This is a genomic window from Rufibacter roseolus (assembly GCF_017916365.1).
Lineage (GTDB): Bacteria > Bacteroidota > Bacteroidia > Cytophagales > Hymenobacteraceae > Nibribacter > Nibribacter roseolus.
In genome coordinates, this window is record NZ_JAFMSU010000001.1 from 1,953,437 (window position 1) to 1,972,024 (window position 18,588).

General features: G+C 51.4%; 19 protein-coding genes. 9 read left to right on the plus strand and 10 right to left on the minus strand.

Annotation, left to right across the window (positions count from 1 at the left end):
- The first annotated feature begins 194 nt into the window (after positions 1-194).
- Positions 195-1,178: an acyl-ACP desaturase gene (locus J3P35_RS07690; protein WP_210463744.1), complete on the plus strand. Its 984-nt coding sequence runs from the start codon at positions 195-197 to the stop codon at positions 1,176-1,178.
- Positions 1,179-1,304: 126 nt separating this feature from the next.
- Here the strand turns inward: J3P35_RS07690 and J3P35_RS07695 are convergent, their stop codons facing one another.
- Positions 1,305-1,592, minus strand: coding sequence for a DUF427 domain-containing protein (locus J3P35_RS07695; protein ID WP_210463745.1), 288 nt, complete (start codon positions 1,590-1,592; stop codon positions 1,305-1,307).
- A gap of 140 nt (positions 1,593-1,732) precedes the next feature.
- Between J3P35_RS07695 and J3P35_RS07700 the strand changes: the two genes are divergently transcribed.
- Complete coding sequence (locus J3P35_RS07700; protein WP_210463746.1) at positions 1,733-2,833, plus strand: vWA domain-containing protein; 1,101 nt, start codon at positions 1,733-1,735, stop codon at positions 2,831-2,833.
- Positions 2,834-2,922: 89 nt separating this feature from the next.
- Here J3P35_RS07700 and J3P35_RS07705 read toward each other — a convergent pair whose 3' ends face one another.
- Positions 2,923-3,096 carry a hypothetical protein gene (locus tag J3P35_RS07705; RefSeq protein WP_210463747.1) on the minus strand — a complete coding sequence of 58 codons (174 nt, stop codon included), beginning with the start codon at positions 3,094-3,096 and terminating at the stop codon, positions 2,923-2,925.
- Between the two features lie 111 nt (positions 3,097-3,207).
- Between J3P35_RS07705 and J3P35_RS07710 the strand changes: the two genes are divergently transcribed.
- Positions 3,208-4,743, plus strand: coding sequence for a sigma 54-interacting transcriptional regulator (locus J3P35_RS07710; RefSeq protein WP_210463748.1), 1,536 nt, complete (start codon positions 3,208-3,210; stop codon positions 4,741-4,743).
- 222 nt (positions 4,744-4,965) lie between these two features.
- Positions 4,966-5,721 carry a ZIP family metal transporter gene (locus J3P35_RS07715; RefSeq protein WP_246850018.1) on the plus strand — a complete coding sequence of 252 codons (756 nt, stop codon included), beginning with the start codon at positions 4,966-4,968 and terminating at the stop codon, positions 5,719-5,721.
- Positions 5,722-5,825: 104 nt separating this feature from the next.
- Here the strand turns inward: J3P35_RS07715 and J3P35_RS07720 are convergent, their stop codons facing one another.
- Positions 5,826-6,284 carry a peptidylprolyl isomerase gene (locus J3P35_RS07720; protein WP_210463749.1) on the minus strand — a complete coding sequence of 153 codons (459 nt, stop codon included), beginning with the start codon at positions 6,282-6,284 and terminating at the stop codon, positions 5,826-5,828.
- A 247-nt stretch (positions 6,285-6,531) separates the two neighbouring features.
- Here J3P35_RS07720 and J3P35_RS07725 point away from each other — a divergent pair, with 247 nt between their 5' ends.
- On the plus strand, positions 6,532-7,101 hold the full coding sequence (locus J3P35_RS07725; protein ID WP_210463750.1) for an NUDIX hydrolase: 570 nt from the start codon (positions 6,532-6,534) through the stop codon (positions 7,099-7,101).
- A 104-nt stretch (positions 7,102-7,205) separates the two neighbouring features.
- On the opposite strand, the gene rsgA is transcribed toward J3P35_RS07725, so the two are convergent.
- The 4 genes from rsgA to J3P35_RS07745 form a co-directional block, all read right to left on the minus strand.
- Positions 7,206-8,129, minus strand: a complete 924-nt coding sequence (gene rsgA / locus J3P35_RS07730) for a ribosome small subunit-dependent GTPase A (protein ID WP_210463751.1) — start codon at positions 8,127-8,129, stop codon at positions 7,206-7,208.
- Complete coding sequence (locus J3P35_RS07735; RefSeq protein WP_210463752.1) at positions 8,126-9,382, minus strand: 3-deoxy-D-manno-octulosonic acid transferase; 1,257 nt, start codon at positions 9,380-9,382, stop codon at positions 8,126-8,128. The genes rsgA and J3P35_RS07735 overlap by 4 nt, the downstream gene beginning before the upstream one ends.
- Positions 9,383-9,702: 320 nt before the next feature.
- A complete protein-coding gene (locus J3P35_RS07740; RefSeq protein ID WP_210463753.1) occupies positions 9,703-10,335 on the minus strand; it encodes a peroxiredoxin in 633 nt (210 codons plus the stop codon).
- 288 nt (positions 10,336-10,623) lie between these two features.
- Positions 10,624-11,901, minus strand: coding sequence for an aspartate kinase (locus J3P35_RS07745; RefSeq protein ID WP_210463754.1), 1,278 nt, complete (start codon positions 11,899-11,901; stop codon positions 10,624-10,626).
- A gap of 123 nt (positions 11,902-12,024) precedes the next feature.
- Here J3P35_RS07745 and fbp point away from each other — a divergent pair, with 123 nt between their 5' ends.
- A complete protein-coding gene (gene fbp / locus J3P35_RS07750) occupies positions 12,025-13,062 on the plus strand; it encodes a class 1 fructose-bisphosphatase (protein WP_210463755.1) in 1,038 nt (345 codons plus the stop codon).
- A gap of 98 nt (positions 13,063-13,160) precedes the next feature.
- Here the strand turns inward: fbp and J3P35_RS07755 are convergent, their stop codons facing one another.
- The 3 genes from J3P35_RS07755 to yihA are packed head-to-tail and all read right to left on the minus strand — an operon-like array spanning position 13,161 to position 14,671.
- Positions 13,161-13,622: a DUF5606 family protein gene (locus J3P35_RS07755; protein ID WP_210463756.1), complete on the minus strand. Its 462-nt coding sequence runs from the start codon at positions 13,620-13,622 to the stop codon at positions 13,161-13,163.
- A 26-nt stretch (positions 13,623-13,648) separates the two neighbouring features.
- Complete coding sequence (locus J3P35_RS07760) at positions 13,649-14,026, minus strand: energy transducer TonB (RefSeq protein ID WP_210463757.1); 378 nt, start codon at positions 14,024-14,026, stop codon at positions 13,649-13,651.
- A gap of 30 nt (positions 14,027-14,056) precedes the next feature.
- The gene (gene yihA / locus J3P35_RS07765) at positions 14,057-14,671 is read right to left on the minus strand and encodes a ribosome biogenesis GTP-binding protein YihA/YsxC (protein WP_210463758.1); all 615 of its coding nucleotides are present in this window, start codon (positions 14,669-14,671) and stop codon (positions 14,057-14,059) included.
- A gap of 445 nt (positions 14,672-15,116) precedes the next feature.
- Here yihA and J3P35_RS07770 point away from each other — a divergent pair, with 445 nt between their 5' ends.
- The 3 genes from J3P35_RS07770 (at position 15,117) to porT (ending at position 18,584) form a co-directional block, all read left to right on the plus strand.
- A complete protein-coding gene (locus tag J3P35_RS07770; RefSeq protein ID WP_246850019.1) occupies positions 15,117-16,997 on the plus strand; it encodes an OmpA family protein in 1,881 nt (626 codons plus the stop codon).
- A 160-nt stretch (positions 16,998-17,157) separates the two neighbouring features.
- Positions 17,158-17,880 (plus strand): bifunctional demethylmenaquinone methyltransferase/2-methoxy-6-polyprenyl-1,4-benzoquinol methylase UbiE, encoded by a 723-nt coding sequence (ubiE, locus tag J3P35_RS07775; RefSeq protein WP_210463760.1) that lies wholly within the window; start codon positions 17,158-17,160, stop codon positions 17,878-17,880.
- Positions 17,829-18,584, plus strand: coding sequence for a type IX secretion/gliding motility protein PorT/SprT (gene porT, locus J3P35_RS07780; protein WP_210463761.1), 756 nt, complete (start codon positions 17,829-17,831; stop codon positions 18,582-18,584). The genes ubiE and porT overlap by 52 nt, the downstream gene beginning before the upstream one ends.
- Positions 18,585-18,588 lie beyond the last annotated feature (4 nt).

Sequence of the window (18,588 nt, forward strand, 5' to 3'; positions counted from 1 at the left end):
GGCGCAGATTGGTATATTCAAAGATAAAAAAAACGGGCTGTTTTTCCAGTTAGAAGCAAATCCTGACACCCTGTCTCTGGTTTTACGTAAGAAATAGTTTTAAAAGGCGATCTGGGTGGGCCGTAGATAAAGGAGCACTGCCCGGCAATTCTGTGAAAAAGTAATATATTTGTTCTTCCATATCTAACTAGTGTATGATTTCAAAGGCCTTAGCCACCCGTTCAGAGGTGATGATATATGTGGAGAAATTCCTGGACACCGCCTTGCCAGAGTTCCTCAAAAGCGTGGAAGACAGCTGGCAACCTGCGGATTTTCTGCCAGACGCCCGTTTTGATTCTTTCTTTGACGAAGTGCGGGAACTGAAAGAGCGTGCCCGCGAATTGTCCTATGACCTGCTGGCGGTGCTTATTGGCGATACCATCACCGAGGAAGCCCTGCCTACCTATGAGAGCTGGATCATGAGCATACAAGAGGTGAACCGTGACCCCAATTCTTCCTGGATGAAGTGGAACCGCGGCTGGACCTCAGAGGAAAACCGCCACGGCGATTTGCTTAACCGCTACCTGTACCTCACCGGGCGCATTGACATGCGCCAGATGGAAGCCTCTACCCAGTACCTCATCGCCGACGGCATGGATATCCAGACCGATGATGACCCGTACCGTAGCTTCGTTTATACCTCGTTTCAGGAAACGGCTACCAACGTGTCTCACCGCCGCGTGGGCGCATTGGCCAAGAAAGCCGGCGAAACCACGCTGTCGCGCATCTGTAACTTCATCGCCGCTGATGAAGGACGCCACGCCAAAGCCTACAAAACCTTCGTGAAGAAGATCTTTGAGGTGGATCCGTCTGAGATGATGATCGCCTTTGAGGACATGATGCGCAAGAAGATTGTGATGCCGGCCCACTACCTGCGCGAGTTGGGTATTGACCAGGGACAGACCTTCGGGCACTTCACCGATGCCGCTCAGCGCATTGGCGTGTACACCTCCTCAGACTACGTGGAGATCATGGAAACTCTTATCAGGGAGTGGAAAATCTCCAGCATGACCGGGCTGAACGAAGCCGGGGAACGCGCCCGTGACTATTTAATGGCCCTGCCTAACCGTCTGCGCCGCGTGGCAGACCGCCTGCGCGTACCAGAACTGCAATACAAGTTCAAGTGGATTGACAGCTAAGAAGCGCCGTTTCAGGCCTCTTTCCATAAAACAAAACAAGAACGCCCTGCATCTCTGCGGGGCGTTCTTGTTTTCCATTCACCGTCAGGTAAAAGGGAATAAGAGATAGGATCAGGTGTGGGGCGGTTAGTTGTTGCCTACTACTTGTACGCCTTTCCAGAAAGCGATGAAACCTCCAATGTTTTTGGCTTTGTCATTGGGTTGCGGGTAAGTCCAGGCCGCGTCTGGGTTCTCAAAGTGTCCTACCTGCACGGAGTAGTAAGAAGCCTCTCCTTTCCAGGAGCAAACAGAGTGCCGGGTACTGGGTTTGAAGTACTCCCAATGCAGGGAAGAAGGCGGAAAATAGTGGTTGCCTTCTACCTCTATAGTCGTATCGCTTTCCGCCAGAATCGTATTTTTCCAGATAGCACGCATAAGGGTAATTGAAAATGGTATTATAAGTATATTCTCGTTGTATTAATTATTCATGTTTACTCCTTTCTTTTTAGAAGGTTACCTTAAATAAGAAACATTTTCGTTTACACGTTGTTAAAGAAAGTATACTTTAGAAGCACATGGCAGCCGGATATAGATTTACAGATTTCGTTCCGGAGGAACCCAAGGACAAGGGGTTTGAATCCCTGCTCCAGATTTTCCTCCAATTGATTACCCTTACCGCCGGCGACGTAGCTGAGGCAATGTCCTGGATGAGCGAACTGGACAAACGCTACAAACTCACCGATGATTCTTACGGTTTAGGCGATTTCTTTGAGGATCTCAAGAAGAAAGGCTACATAGATGACAAAGGCCCCGACGGGCAGTTCAAGCTACAGGCCAAAGGCGAGCAGAAGATCAGGAAAAGCGCCCTGGAGGAGATCTTCGGGAAACTGAAGAAAGGCGGCAAAGGTGACCACAACACCCCCAAGACGGGTATCGGCGATGAACCCTCCGCTGACCGGCGCGAGTTCCGTTTCGGGGATGCGCCCGAGCAGATCGAGCTCACTGAGTCCATCCGGAACGCCCAGATTGAGCACGGCATAGGCGACGATTTCTTCCTCACCGAGCAGGATCTGGAAGTGATGGAGCGCGAGCACAAAAGCCTCACCAGCACCGTGCTCATGATTGACATCTCGCACTCCATGATTCTGTACGGCGAGGACCGCATCACGCCCGCCAAGAAAGTAGCCATGGCCCTGGCCGAGTTGGTGAAAATCAAGTACCCCAAAGACAACCTGGACATCATCGTGTTCGGGAACGATGCCTGGCAGATTACGGTGAAGGACCTGCCGTACCTCATGGTGGGGCCGTACCACACCAATACCGTGGCCGGCCTGGAATTGGCCATGGACCTGCTGCGCCGCCGCAAAACCGCCAACAAGCAGATCTTCATGATCACCGACGGCAAGCCCACCTGCCTCAAAGAAGGATTGAAGTACTACAAGAACAGTTTCGGGCTGGACCGGAAAGTGGTGAACAAAACCCTGAACCTGGCGGCCCAGTGCCGGCGCATAGGAATTCCCATCACCACGTTCATGATTGCCTCAGACCCGTACCTGCAGCAGTTTGTGGAGGAGTTTACCCAGGTGAACAACGGGCAGGCCTACTACAGCAGCCTCAAAGGCCTGGGAGACCTGGTGTTCCGGGACTACGGCCGCAACAAAAAGAAAAGGCTGTAAAACCGCGCTTGGGTCAAGGCTTCTATCAGTTTGTTTTGGGGCAGTTTCTAAGAAAACAGACCTAAAACAACTTGGGCAGCGTATTTACCTTATTTTCGGTTCAGGTCTTTGTGGCGCAGCAGGTTGCCAATGGTGCCCAAGACAATACAAACGCCAATCAATCCATAGAAATAAGGGCGGTCCAATACATGCGTAATCCGCAGCACGGCACCAAAAACCGCCAGCAAAGCGCTGAGCGCATAAACAAGGGAAGAAGTTTTCACAAGCAATACAGTTAAAAGATAAACCTACACATAAACTTTCTGTTTTGCGGCTGTTTTTCTAAGAACAGGCCCAAAGCAGCCAACCATCCCAAACCACCAGCAATTTAACCCATGCTTTATTCAGATATACCTGCAGAGCAACTGCAAAAGATTAAGACCCTGGGCCAACTCAAGGCCGCCGGCTATGAGCCGCAGAGCGTGAAAGAAGAACTGCGCGCCAACCTTATCAAAAAGCTGAGCAGCGGCGAGGAAGTGTTTCCCGGTATCTTCGGGTACGAAGAGACCGTGATCCCTGATCTGCAGCGCGCTATCCTCAGCCGTCACCATATCAACCTGCTGGGCTTGCGCGGACAGGCTAAAACCAGAATAGCGCGTTTATTGGTGCAGCTCCTGAACGAGTACGTGCCCGTGGTGGCCGGCTCTGAGCTGAACGATGACCCGCTGCAGCCGCTCTCGCGTTACGCCCTGGACCAGATTACCCACCATGGCGACGAGACCGCTATTGCCTGGATGCACCGCGATGAGCGCTACACCGAGAAACTGGCTACCCCAGATGTATCCGTAGCGGACCTCATCGGCGACGCCGACCCAATCAAAGCGGCCACTCTCAAATTACCTTACTCAGACGAACGCGTGATCCACTTCGGGTTGATCCCGAGGGCGCACCGCGGCATCTTCGTGATCAACGAATTGCCGGATTTACAGGCCCGCATTCAGGTATCGCTGTTCAACATTCTGCAGGAAGGTGATATCCAGATCAGGGGTTTCAAGATCAGGCTGCCGCTGGACATTCAGTTTGTGTTCACCGCCAACCCAGAAGACTATACCAACCGCGGTTCCATTGTGACGCCGCTCAAAGACCGGATCGATTCACAGATCATCACGCACTATCCCAAGTCAATTGAGATAGGCAAGAGCATCACCAAGCAGGAGGCCCGCATCACTGAGGTGCAGCAGGAGCGCGTGAAAGGCCACGAACTTATCCATGACCTGGTAGAGCAGATCGCTTTTGAGGCCCGCGAGAGCGAATACGTAGACGCCAAAAGCGGGGTCTCGGCGCGTCTCACCATCTCGGCCTACGAGAGCGTGGTGAGTGCCGCCGAGCGCCGGGTGCTGCTCAACGCTGAGTCTTCCACACACGTGCGCATTGCTGATTTCCTGGCCGCCGTGCCTGCCGTGACAGGCAAGGTGGAGTTGGTGTACGAGGGAGAGCAGGAGGGAGCCGGCGGTGTGGCCTATCGCCTCATGGGCAAGGCCATCCGGACGCAGTTCCTCAACTACTTCCCGGACCCCGATAAGTTCAAGAAGCAGAAAGACAAAGACCCGTACAAAAAGGTATCAGCGTGGTTCTCAGATGGCCACACCCTGGACCTGCTCAACGATGCCTCAGACGCCGAGTACAAACGCGTGCTGAACCAGGTGCCGGGCCTTTCTGAGGTGGTGAATAAGTTCCAGCCTACGCCCAAAAGCGAAGCCGAGCACCTGTTCTGGATGGAGTTCTGTTTGCATGGCTTAGCCGAGTACAGCCTGATTTCCCGCAACCGCCTTACCGCCGGCCTGCAGTTCAAAGACCTGCTCAGCAGCATGTTCTCGGGCGGCAGCTTTTCTCTCTCGGATGACGACGATGATGACAATGACCGTTATTAAGCCGTTTTCCTGAAAACTGGCCGTAAACGATAAACCAAAAAGCCGGAGCAGTACTTGCTTCGGCTTTTTGGTTTTTAGGAGATTTGGTTCAATGATGATAGGTATGCTTCTCTAACACGGAAACGGTTGGGAAGTCTTCCTTTCAACTATCCGGTAGCTTGCCCGTACGAAGCTTAGTCTGCCCGGGTAGAGGCGGCACTTATTAAGCTAAACAGGAAGATTATGCCAATCTGGTTACAGGCAACCTTGTGGGGTTTGCTGGGTGGTGGGGCTTTGCTCATAGGCGCTGCCATAGGGTACTTTTCGAAGGTCTCGGTGCGGGTTTCTTCCAGCGTGATGGCCTTTGGCGCGGGGGTATTGATCTCGGCGCTCGCTTTTGACCTCATGGACGAGGCCTTTGAGCAGGGCGGTTTCGATGCCGCGGCCATTGGGTTTCTGACGGGGGCGGTGGTGTACACGGCCGCGAACTGGCTCCTGAAAAAACAGGGTGCCCACAATAGAAAACGCTCCGGGGACCAGCAGGTGTCTGAGGCCGAGGATGAAGGCAGTGGCCTGGCCTTGGCCATTGGGGCGCTCATTGACGGGGTGCCGGAGTCCATCGCCATCGGCATCAGTATGATCTCGGGCAGTAAGGTGAGTTTTGCGGTAGTAGCGGCGGTTTTCCTGTCTAACGTGCCCGAGGGGCTTTCCAGCGCAGTGGGCATGAAGAAGGCCCAACGGTCCAAAGCCTACATCTTCGGGGTGTGGGGCGGCATTGCTTTGATCTCAGGAGTGGCGGCTTTGCTGGGCTACACCGTCTTCAGCGACCTTTCGCCCAACGTCATTGCGGCTACTACGGCGCTGGCCGCCGGTGCCATCCTGGCCATGATCACCGATACCATGATCCCCGAGGCCTTTGAGGTTACCCATGATTTCACCGGCATCATTACTGTGCTGGGTTTCCTCACCGCCTTCGTGCTCAGCCATTTAAGCGGGTAAAAAAAACTCCGTTTTGCAGCTGTTTTCAAAAAGCAGCCGCAAAACGGAGTTGAAAGGATTCATTGTTGATTATTAATTGCTCATTGTTTCAACAATCAACAATATTAAGCCTCACTTACTACGATTTTCTCGATTCTGTCGCCTTGGCGGATGTCATCAATCACGTCCAGGCCTTCCACCACTTTCCCGAAGCAGGTGTGGTTGCGGTCCAGGTGAGCGGTGTTGTTGCGGCTATGGCAGATGAAGAACTGAGATCCGCCGGTGTTGCGGCCTGCGTGTGCCATAGACAACACACCACGGTCGTGGTACTGATTGCCGCCGGTTAATTCGCAGTCAATCTTGTAACCTGGTCCGCCGGTGCCGGGCATGCCTTTGGCGCCCTCGCGGGAATTAGGGCAGCCGCCCTGGATCACGAAATCGGGCAGTACACGGTGAAAGGTAAGACCATCATAGAAACCTTCTTTGGCCAGTTTGGTGAAGTTCTCAACGGTTTTAGGGGCATCCTGCTCGTAGAACTCTACTTTCATGACACCTTTAGCGGTATGGATTTCTGCGGTTTTCATAGAAATAAATGTGCTTTTAAAATGAACCACGGGCCGCCTGACAGAAAACGCCTGCCGCCCGTCCAGCAAAGATACGTAAATTTCGTGGCCTTTGGCCGATGAGCAAGACCGCTCCTGCTGTTTACGTTTTTTGGCCTTTCCTGCAAAACCAAGCCTATAACTACGGGACCGCTAAGGTAAATGGAAGCCATAAAGGGTCTTTGTTAAAAATCGCTTGCTACCTGAAAACTCTCAAGATTACAACTCCTTGGAATACCTCGCCATCTACGACCAGTTGAACCAGCCTTTGCACCAGAACCTGCCTCGGCGGGAGGTTCACGTTTTGGGGCACTGGCATCGCACGTCCCAGATCTATGTGCTGCACCCCGAGAAAGGCTATCTCTGCCATCGGCGTAGCGCTGGCAAGGACTTGTTTCCCTCGCTGTGGGACGTGAGTATTGGCGGGCACCTGAGCCCTGAGGAAACCTATGAAAGTTGTGCCTTGCGGGAGCTGTCTGAGGAACTTGGTATTTCTGTGCATCCCGATGAACTGAAACTGGTCACCATCACCTCGGTAAACGGGCAAGACGAGAAGGCAAAACTGCTGGACCGCGAGCATGTGGGTATTTTCCTCTACAAAACCAATCTGCCAGAGGCCGGTTTTAAGGTGCAGCAGGAAGAGATCATAGAGATTGAATACCTGGCCTTGCCGCAGTTACGGGCAGACCTGCAGAGCGCCGCACCCACCCGCGCCTACATTCCCATGCAAGGACATTTCCTAGAAATCCTGGATTTGCTGGAGCAGCACCAGAAACGCAATGCCGATGGGTTGAATTAGCCGTCCCTTTTAGGGCTACTTTTCAAAAATTAGTACCTAAATGCTAATATTGGTAAACCAGACTCAGAACTCAAGACTCAGGACTCAGGACTCAGAACTCCCTTTTACCGGTGTGAGTCCTCGTCCTGCAGCAGGCTGAGGTAGCTTTCGTAGCGTGGTATTGCAATTTTGCCTTTTTTTACGGCTTCCTGTACAGCGCAGCCCGGCTCGTTCACGTGGACGCAGTTATTGTATTTGCATTTGTTCAGGCGCTCGCGCATCTCGGGGAAGTAGTGGGCAATCTCCTCGCGTTTCATCTCCACCACGCCCAGTTCCTTGATGCCAGGAGTGTCAATAAGGTAAGTGCCAGGCTCCACCTCAAACATCTCGGCGAAGGTGGTGGTGTGTACGCCTTTGTCTGAGAACGCCGAGATCTCGGAGGTCTTGATGTCCAAATCAGGGACCAGGGCGTTCACCAGGGTGCTTTTGCCCACGCCCGAGTGGCCGGTGAAAAGGGAGACCTTATCTGCCAGCAACTCCTGCACTTGGGCCAGGCCCTGGCCGGTATGCGCTGAGAGCGGATAGCATGGATAGCCAATCTGGCTGTAGAGCTGCATCACCTGGTTCATGTACTGCAAGGCCTCAGGGTCATACAGATCCAGCTTGTTGAAGAGCAGCGAGGCGGGGATGTCGTAGGCCTCAGCGGTCACCAGAAAGCGGTCAATAAACCCGAAGGAGGTACGCGGCGAGACCAGCGTGACCACCAGAAACGCCTGGTCCAGGTTAGAGGCCACAATGTGCGCGTGGTGCGCCTTATGCGTTGATTTCCGGATGATGTAGTTGCGACGGGGCGTTATCTCGGTGATCACGCCCTGCTGGTCGCCGCCCTCGGGTTCCATTGTCACCTCATCGCCCACGGCAATGGGGTTACTTACCTTCAATCCTTTGTTCTTGAACTTTCCGCGCAGGCGGCATTTGAACAGCTGCCCACTTGCGTGGTCGCGAACCAAATACCACGAGCCCGTTGATTTTACTACTGTGCCTATCATACCTGGCGCGAAGGTAACCAATATTCCAACGATGTTAAGATACGGTCTGTGGCGCCGGCCTGTTTTTGCAGATAAGCCTGGGTAGATGCGCTGATTTTCTGGAGGGCCAACGGATTGTCGTGCACCGCTAGAAACTTCTTGCTCAGGTCCTGGGTAGATTTCACGCAGAAAGCCACGCCGGCATCTACCAGGTCCTTCGCTTCCTGGAACTTGGCGTATTTGGGCCCGAAGAAGATAGGTGGCCCGAAAGCGGCCGGCTCTAACGTATTATGCAAGCCTTTCCCGAACGCGCCGCCCACGTAGGCGTAATCGGCGTACTGGTAGAGGCTGGAGAGCATACCAATGTTGTCAATGAGCAGAATGCGGTACGTGTCCACCGTGGAGACATCGGCCTGGGAATACCTGATAGCCTTGCCCGGAAACTGCGCCTCAATCTCTCCTAATTCCTTGTCTTTGATTTCGTGGGGCGCCAGAATGAACTTCACGGCAGGCAACTGCTCCTGCATGAAGGGGAGGAGCACCTCCAGGTCCTGGGGCCAACTGCTGCCAATCACCATCACAGGAGCGGTGTCTTTGAAGGCCTCGGCTATTGGGATAGGGGCAGCGTTCTTGGCCGTTTGGAGCACCCTGTCTACGCGCGTGTCGCCGGCTGTGCTTACCCGGGTGAAATCTATGCTGGCCAGCAGCTGCGCCGATTCCTGGTTCTGGGTGTAGATGTGCGTGAACCGCTCCAAGATGCGGCGGTAGAAGCTGCCTTTCTTCTGGAAATAAATCTGGTTAGGCCGGAAAATAGCCGATACCGAGAACAGCGGGATATGGCGTTTTCGCAGTGCTTTGGTGTAATGGTGCCAAAACTCATACTTGACAAATACCGCCAGGATGGGCTTCACCAAAGTGACAAACTGGTGCGCGTTGCCCGGCGTGTCCAGGGGGAGATAGAAGATGAAATCGGCACCGGCGTAATTCTTTCTTACTTCATAGCCCGAGGGGGAGAAGAAAGTGAGCACGATCTTATAATCTGGGAAGCGTTGTTTGAATGCTTCTATGAGTGGCCTGCCTTGCTCAAATTCGCCCAGGCTGGCGCAGTGAAACCAGGCAACGGGCGCGGTATTGTGGTGCAGTTTGCGCTCTATCTCGGAGAAAATATCCTTTCGGCCGTTTACCCACAGGGCCGCTTTGGGCAGAAAAGGCGCCGCCAACCGTACTCCTAACCCATAGGCCCGCACACCAACATCGTAAAGAATCTTAGACATTACTTAACGGGTTTTTATTAAGTATGAAAAGGGGAAACCACAGCCAATTGCTTTTGAAGAAATAGCCTGTAAAGTAAAGATACACTGTAATTTCCAGCCAGCGGTAATATAAACAGGAAAATAAGCAATTGCATTTAGGATAGTTTCTGAAAATCTGTCTATAAAGCTGGCTGGTTTTTAGGCCGTTTTTCCGAAATCAGCCCCTAAATGGAAGCCGCTTTTCAAAGCGCAATTCATGGTGATTGTTAGCCAGTTAGCGCAATAAAAAAGCTCCCGTTTGTCGCGGGAGCTTTTTTTGTGATGGGTTGCTAATCAGTGGATTATGCGTTGGTGGTAAGGTAGTTGGCAACTCCCTCGCGGGTGGCTTGCATGCCTTCTTGGCCTTCTTCCCAGTTTGCAGGGCAAACTTCGCCTTTTTCCTCAAAGTACTGCAGAGCGTCTACCATTCTAAGTGCCTCGTCAATGCTACGGCCCAGCGGCATGTCATTCACCACTTGGTGACGCACGACACCTTGCTTGTCGATCAGGAACAGACCGCGGTAAGCTACTGGCTCGCCTACGAAGATCAGTTCACCTTCCTCGTTGTAGTCATAGTGACCGGCCAATACATCAAAGTTGGAGGAGATGGTTTTGGTGGCATCGGCTACCAGCGGGTAAGTAACGCCCTCAATACCGCCTCTTTCGCGTGGGGTGTTCAACCAAGCCCAGTGCGACTGGTGGGTATCTGTAGAGCAACCAACCACGGCTACGCCTTTACGGGTGAATTCCTCTAAACGGTCCTGAAACGCGATGATTTCTGTAGGGCATACAAAGGTAAAGTCCATTGGATAGAAGTAGAACACAACGTGCTGCTTTCCAATGTATTGGTCAAGTGAGAAATCCTCTTCAAACTCTAAATCTACTACCGCTGTAGCTTTAAAAGACGGTGCTTTTTTACCTACTAATACTGCCATTGTTAAATAAATTAATTTAAAAGATGCTAATTGAAAATTGCCCCGAGTTTCTGTTTGAAGCCCTTGGGCAATTGTGGCGCAAAGGTAAGGGGCAGCCTTTTACCCTGCAAAAAAGATGGGAAATGAGTCTGTAAACTATTCTGTGTGCGTGGTTACCTTTTGTAAACCTGTATGGTAATACTTTGTCTAAATACAAAGTTGATTTATAGTTATTTACGGGAAAATAGCCTTTAAATAGCCCAGAGAAAAAGATGAATGTTAGATAGGATCAAGGGTTAAAAGATCCTCTTAATGCGGGAAATTATCTGTGGGGCGGCAGATGAACTGAAAGGTGAGGCGACTGCGCTGCTCCAGCAGGATCTCTTTGCCCTGGGTTAGTTTCTCCAGGCTGGCCTGGTCATAGTTCTTGATGGTGTACAGGTGCAGCGGTTGGTTGTAGTGGATGAGGAATTCCTGGGCCAGTTCTTCTTTGAGGGCCTCTACGCGGGCATCATCGGCGTCTACGCAGGTAGAAAAGGAGATAGCCGAGTTCTGCATGAGGTTAATCTTGACCCGGTGTTTGCTCAAAGCCTGGAAAATAGAGCTGAGGTGCGACTCAGAGATGAACCCAAAATCCTTGGTATGGAAGGAGAGGAGACACTGGTTCTGCTTCAGGATAAAGGAAGGCGAAATGCGGGCGTGCTGGCAGTTCCAGATGACGGTACCCGGTGCCTCGGGGTGCAGGAAAGACTTCACATGCAGCGGAATGCAGCGCTGGGCCAGCGGTTGCACCGTTTTGGGGTGGATGACCGAGGCTCCGTAAAAAGCCATTTCAATGGCCTCCTGGTAGGCAATCTCTTCGTACCTCACCGTGTCCCTGAACAGCTTGGGATCAGCGTTGAGCAAACCGGGTACGTCTTTCCAGATGGTGAGTGCCGCCGCCTGCAGGCAGTACGCAAAAATGGCCGCGCTGAAATCCGAGCCCTCGCGGCCCAGGGTGGTGGTGGTGCCATCAGGGGTGCGGCCGATAAATCCTTGGGTGATGATGGGCTGCCTCTCTAATACCGCCGGAAGGTCTTGCTGGATCTGCCTTTCGGTCCATTCCCAGTCCAGCCGTCCCTCGCGCCAGGTGTCATCGGTGCGCAGGTAATCACGGCAGTCCACCCATTGGTTCTGGAAACCCTGGCTGCAGAGAAAATGGTGCAGAATCAGGCTGGAGAGCAGTTCCCCCACGCTGATGATCTGGTCATACTGGCGATCAAAGTCATGGGGCTGAACCGCTTTAAGTGTTTCCTCTAAATAAGTGAATTGTTGTTGCAGTGCATTGTAGACCGGGTGTTTCGCATCCTGGAAGAGTTCCTGCACAATCTCCTGGTGATATTGCCGGGTTTCCTGCAGCGCCTCTGCGTATTCATGCCCCTGGTAAGCCAAATTAAAGACTTTCTCCAGGGCGTTAGTGGTCTTTCCCATGGCAGAAACCACTACCACTACTTTCTGCGGGGTAGGTAGCAGGGATAGGATATGAAGTACGTTTCTGAAAGCGGCCGCATTCTTTACGGAGGCTCCACCAAATTTATAAACTATCATTTAATTCTGCTTATTTTAAGAAAGTGTTAAATGTTGAGTTTTGTATATCGGTTTAATTGTTATTTTTGTAAAAGAATAGCAAAACTATTCTCTGTCTAATCCTCCACTTATCTACCTTATCCTATGACACTGAAAGAAAACCTGGCCCTGCCGGTTGGCACCACCCTTGATAGGTTCATCATGCGGAAACAAGAAGATTTTCCGTATGCCACCGGTGAATTATCTCAGCTGCTCCGTGACATTGCCTTGGCGGCAAAAATAGTAAACCGCGCCATTAACCATGCGGGCCTGACTGATATTGGAGGTGCCTACGGTAAACAGAACGTGCAGGGCGAGGACCAGCAGAAGCTGGACGTAGTGGCCAACATCCGCTTCATACGCGCTTTACGCAACGGGGGCGAGGTGTGCGCCATCATTTCTGAGGAAGAGGAAGATGTGATCCATACCGGCAACAACAAGGGTAAATACATTGTGGCCATTGATCCGCTGGATGGTTCTTCCAACATAGACGTGAACGTGTCCATAGGCACTATCTTCTCTATTTACCGCCGTATTTCTGAAATAGGCACGGAAGCCACCATGGAAGATTTCTTCCAGAAAGGTACTGAGCAGGTAGCCGCTGGTTACGTGATTTATGGCTCCAGTACCATGCTGGTGTATACCACCGGCTGTGGCGTGAACGGCTTTACCTATGAAACGTCATTGGGTGAGTTCTTCCTCTCGCATCCTAATATCACCACGCCGCAGAACGGCAACATTTACTCGGTGAACGAGGGCGGGTTCAACCACTTCCCTGAGAGCATCAAGCATTACGTGGAGCTTTGCCGCGTGCGTAACTACGCCGCCCGCTACATTGGCTCCCTGGTGGCCGATTTCCACCGCAACCTGCTCAAGGGCGGCATCTATATGTACCCAAATACCCTGAAATCGCCGGGCGGAAAATTAAGGTTGCTGTATGAGTGCAACGCTCTGGCGTTCCTGGTAGAGCAGGCCGGCGGCAAAGCCTCAGACGGACGGCACCGCATTCTGGAACTGCAGCCTTCTGAACTGCACCAGCGCTGCACCTTCTACATCGGGTCCAAAGAAATGGTAGACGAGGTGGAAAACCTGCTCGTAGCCCGGGAAAGGCCGGTAAGGGCGTCCATGCTCATGGATAACTAATACCTGCTCTAAACAAACACCAACATCCTTATAAACACCGCGGCCCCTGCCAATTGGCAGGGGCCGCGGTGTTTATGGCTCGTTCCGTTCAGGATAGATTATCCAGCAGAGGCCGAGGCATCTCCCTCAGTTTCCTGAGCCGGGGTGGCAGTTTCTTCAGCAGTTTCTGTGTAAGGAACAAACTGATTCACGATCTGGTACCATTGGGCCAGTTTCTTCATGTCTGAGGCATACACGCGGTCCTGGTCATAGTCCGGCAGCACTGATTCCAGGAAGGAAGACAGTTCCTGGGTGCTGGACTTAGAGGATACCGGGATGTCAGATCCGTACTGTTTTCTGATTCTGTCAAAGATCTCCGCCAGAGGAACAGTATGCTCCTCATCATTGGTGTACATGGAGATTTCCTGCAGAATAGATACGCGGTTACGGGCCTGCGCTACGCTACGGGCAGGTTTTTCGGAGAGGCTTTCTACAATAATTCCGTTGCGGGTAGGCGCTACAATCTTGTAAAGGCCTGGCATGCCGGAAATAGAAGCGATCTCTTTCAGGTCAAATGGCATAGGATAGTTTGGTTATGTTGAATAAATTATAGTTTGAAGCTTACGGGCACGCTGTATTGCTGGCTGTAACCCGGAGCTTTGAATTTGAGGAGCTTTACCACCCGCAGGGCTTCCTGGCCGGTGCCGCCGCCAATCTCCTTAAGAATTTTGGCATTGGTGATGGCTCCATCCTCAGTGAGGGTGAAACCAATGATGCACTGACCCTGCATGCGGTTACGCTTGGCCAGGGCAGGGTACTGTATACTGCGCTGCAACTGCGCCACCAAAGAGTCTTGTCCGCCGGCATAATGCTCGGCCACCGGCAGTTTACCAACCTGGGTAGCGGCGGGTTTGGTTGTCTGGGCAAAAGCACCCGTGGAGAAAAAAGCCAGAAGGGCTCCTGCTAAAATGTGTTTTAATTTCATGATGAGTAGGTTTTATGCTTTTACAGACCCCTATGCCTTACGCTCTTCCTGGTAACGCTGGTTCACGTCACTGATGAACTGAAGAATCTCTTCCCGACCCTCTTTGGTGGTAGAGGAACTCTTCATGTACATAGGCAGCTCTTCCCAGGTTTCCTTCAGCGTTTTCATATAGAGCGCTATGTTCATATCAGTTTTCGTGCCAGACTGTTTGTCTGTTTTCGTGAAGATAAGCACAAAAGGCACGCCCATAGTTCCCAGCAACTCCATGAATTCAAGGTCTGGTTTCTGAGGGGGCAGGCGGGAATCTATGAGCACGAACACGCAGGCCAAATTGGGCCGGTTCTTCATGTAATACAGGATCATCTTGCGCCAGGCCTCCCTGGAATCTTTGCTCACTTTGGCCCAGCCGTACCCCGGTAAGTCTACCAAATACCAGTTGTCATTGATGAGAAAGTGGTTGATCAACTGGGTCTTGCCCGGGAAAGAGGAAGTCTTGGCTAATTTAAGCCGATTGGTAAGCATGTTGATGAGCGATGACTTGCCCACATTTGACCGCCCAATAAACGCATATTCCGGCAGGTCTGTCTGCGGACACAAATCAGCACGGGTGTTGCTGGTAATGAACTTTGCATCTTTAATGACCATAATTACTCCCTACGTTTATTGATAAAACGCAAAGGTACCAAATAAACCGCTAACCCCTTCATAATCTATTGGCAGACGGTTTTTGCCTGCAGAATCTTGCAGAAATAGTAACCATTTAACCCAAATCTAAGTATCGTAGGGCGAATAAGCGTAATAGATATGATTATGAGATAAGATAGTTTTTCTATATTGCGGCACTTTACTAATAAAAGCCTTAAAATAATTTAGAAAAGCAGATTAATTATCTTAAAATTTTTAAATATTATTGTGGTTCTCTTTATTGCTGACAATAACGTTTAAGAAGCCAGAATAACCCTCTGATTTTCTTATCCTATTTTACTTTTTGCGCCTTATTTAGAAGATACTATACCTTAACCTTTACACTATGAATCACTTAGACAAGCGGTTGTTTAGAACATCTTTATTTTTTCTGACACTGTTTCTCATGGCTTCCACGGCCATGGCCCAGAGTACCCGTAAGCTGATCAGGAGCGGAGATAAATTTTTTAACCAGGCAAATTTCCGGGCAGCATTACCTTTCTATGAGCGGGCGTTGGAGCGTGATCCAAATAATGCAAAGGCCCTTTACCGGGCAGGTATCAGCTACATCGCTTTTGACAAAGAGAAAGCCAGTGAGTATGTATACAAGGCCTACAAGATGAAACCCAAAGTGGGCGAAGATGTACTTTATTGGTTAGGCCGCGTGGACCTGGTGAACTATGAGTTTGACAACGCCATCAAAAATGCCCAGGCTTACCAGGCTACCTTGGGCAAGCGTGATGACGAAGGCAGAGAGCAGGCGGCTTTGCTTTTGCAACATGCCCGTAACGCCAAGAAAGAGGTGGCCAACCCTAAGGACATTTTCGTGAAGAACCTGGGGCCAACCGTGAACACCCCCTACTCTGAGCACAGCCCCGTAATTTCTTCAGATGACAACTACCTGCTGTTCACTTCCCGCAGCGCGGGCGTAACCGGCGGTAAGGAAGCTGAGGATGGTGAGTACTTTGAGGACATCTTTGAGACCCGCCGTTTAGGTGTTGATCAGTGGGAGACCCCAAAATCTTTGAGCGGACGTTTGAACGGTACCGGGCACGATGCCTCTATCCAGTTATTCGACAACGACACTAAATTGCTGATGTACCGTCAGGACGAAGGTGGTGATATTTTCATGAGCAGCCGTGACGGTGGTGATTGGGGACAGCCGCAGAAACTGAACAAGAACATCAATTCCAAAGGCTTTGAGTCTGATGCCTTCATCTCCAGAGATGGCTCTACTCTTTATTTCTCTACAAGCCAGTTTTCTCAGAACGGTGACCTGGACATCTACTACGCCAAGCGCCAGCCTAACGGCGAGTGGGGTACCCCTAAGAACTTCGGTAACGGTGTGAACACGCCTTATGATGAGGATAGCCCTTACTTCACACCAGATGGTCTGACCATGTATTTCAGCTCACGCGGACACTCTACCATGGGTGGATACGATATCTTCACCATGTCCTTTGACACCGTAGCCCGCCGTTGGAGCAGACCAGTGAACATGGGTTATCCAGTGAACACACCAGATGATGATACTTACTACCGCCTAAGCCCAGATGGTTCTTACGCCTACCTTTCTTCTTACCGCATGGGTGGTTACGGCGAGAAAGACATCTACACCATCAACTACATCCGCAACGCCAATGTACGTGGCCATGTATACAGCCTGCGTGACTCAACTATCATCCCAGGAGTAGAGCTGGTGTTCTCTGGTAAAGCCGCTAACAACACGCCAGTTGAGGCCCGTGATGTGACCAAGCCAGACTCAGGAACTTACCAGGTTTCTGTGCTTTCTGCCCGCCCTTACCAGGTAACTTTGTCAAAAGACGGCAAAACCATCGCTACTGAGCAGTATGAAGTGCCAATGTCTCTGAGCGATACCACCACGTTTGAGAAAGATTTCTACATCGCGTTTGAAGACACCAGCGGTGTTGGTGCCGGTGCTTACGCCTTCAAGCGTATCTACTATGACACTGACAAATACAACCTGCGTCCTGAGTCTATCTCTGAGCTGGACAACATTGTGCGGGTAATGAAAGCCAACCCAACCCTGCGTCTGTCTATTGACGGCCACACTGACTCTCGTGCCTCAGACGACTATAACGTGACTTTGGGTGAGAACCGCGCAATGGCTGCTTACAACTACCTGTTACAACAAGGTATTCCTAGCAACCGCATGATCACTGTTTCTTATGGTGAGCGTCGTCCGGCTGCGCCGAACACCTCTCCAGAGAACATGCAGTTGAACCGTCGCACAGAATTCAACGTGATCAAAAACCTGGAACAATAAGACATTCCGCTTTAGCGTTCTTTTTGAGAAAATAGCTTAGAAACAGAGCCCCGGTCAAATGGCCGGGGCTCTTGTTATTTATGGGAGGGCACTTTACAACATAATGCAGGAAATGTAGTTAATGGGTAGTAGCTTTGCCGCTCCTAAACTAAATTAGTACATGTCAGTAGTTCCGTACAAAGACCAGGAAGATGGTAAGAAAAAGCAGGTGGCCCAGATGTTCAACAGCATTGCCAAACGCTATGATTTCCTTAACCATTTCCTTAGCGCAGGAGTAGACATTTACTGGCGCAAACGGGCGGTGAAACTGCTGGAGCCGCTAAAGCCTCAGAATGTATTGGACATTGCTACCGGCACCGGGGATTTCGCGCTGGAGACCCTGCGGCTTAAACCAAAGCAGATCGTGGGGATTGATATCTCTGAGGGCATGCTGCAGGTGGGCCGGGAGAAGATAAGCAAGCGCGGCCTTAGCCACCTGGTGCAACTGCAGTTAGGCGACTCTGAGAACATCCAGTTCCCTGATAACCACTTTGACGCCATTACGGTGGCGTTTGGGGTGCGCAACTTTGAGAACCTGGAGAAAGGCCTCACTGAGATGTTTCGCGTACTGAAACCTGGCGGCATGGCGGTGATCCTGGAGTTCTCCAAGCCGCAGGCGTTCCCCATGAAACAAGGATATAATTTTTACTTCAAACATATTTTACCCGTTTTCGGAAAACTGATCTCGAAAGACAATGCCGCTTACACCTACCTGCCAGAGTCTGTGCAGGCGTTCCCAGACGGCAATGATTTCCTGGCCATTTTCCAGAGAATCGGATTTAAAAACACAAAATGGCATTCACTTACCTTCGGCATCAGCTCCATTTACACCGGCACAAAATAGTCTTATTCCTACTGCTTGCTCTTCTGGGCTTCGGCCAGAAAGCCATGGCGCAGGGGAAACTCCAGGGTGAGAACCTGCCTGGTTATGAATTCAAAAGACTGCGCTGGGGTTTCTCTTTGGGCGTGAACGGATCCTGGTACCAACTGGAGCATTCGCAGTATTATGTAGACCAGATCAAGGCCGGAAACGACTACTCGGTGAATGACAAGACCGGCATCGGGTTCAACGTGAACTTCATCACCTCTTACCGCCTGAACCAGGATTTTGTGCTGCGCGCGCAACCGGGCGTGGGTTATCACAGCCGGGCCATTGAATACAAGAACGTTCCCGCCGATGAGAATACCCAGGGCGGAAACATCACGCAGCAGATCAATACTTTTGCCGGCGAGTTGCCGCTGCTGGTGAAGTATGAGGCCAAGCGACGCAGAAACACCCAGATGTATTTCATTGGGGGGGTGAAACCGTCTTTGGTGGTGGGCGGCCAGAAGAAGGGCAACCCCGAGGTGCTGCAGGTGAAGAGCTTTGACGTGGCCATTGAGTATGGCGTAGGATTAGATATGTTCTATCCGTTCTTCAAGTTCGCGCCGGAGATCAGGTACTCACGGGGCATCACCAACATCCACCAGCCTTTCCCCACGGTGTTCAACAACAGCATTCAGCAGCTGAACACCAATACCATTACGCTTTACCTCAATTTTGAATAAGTCT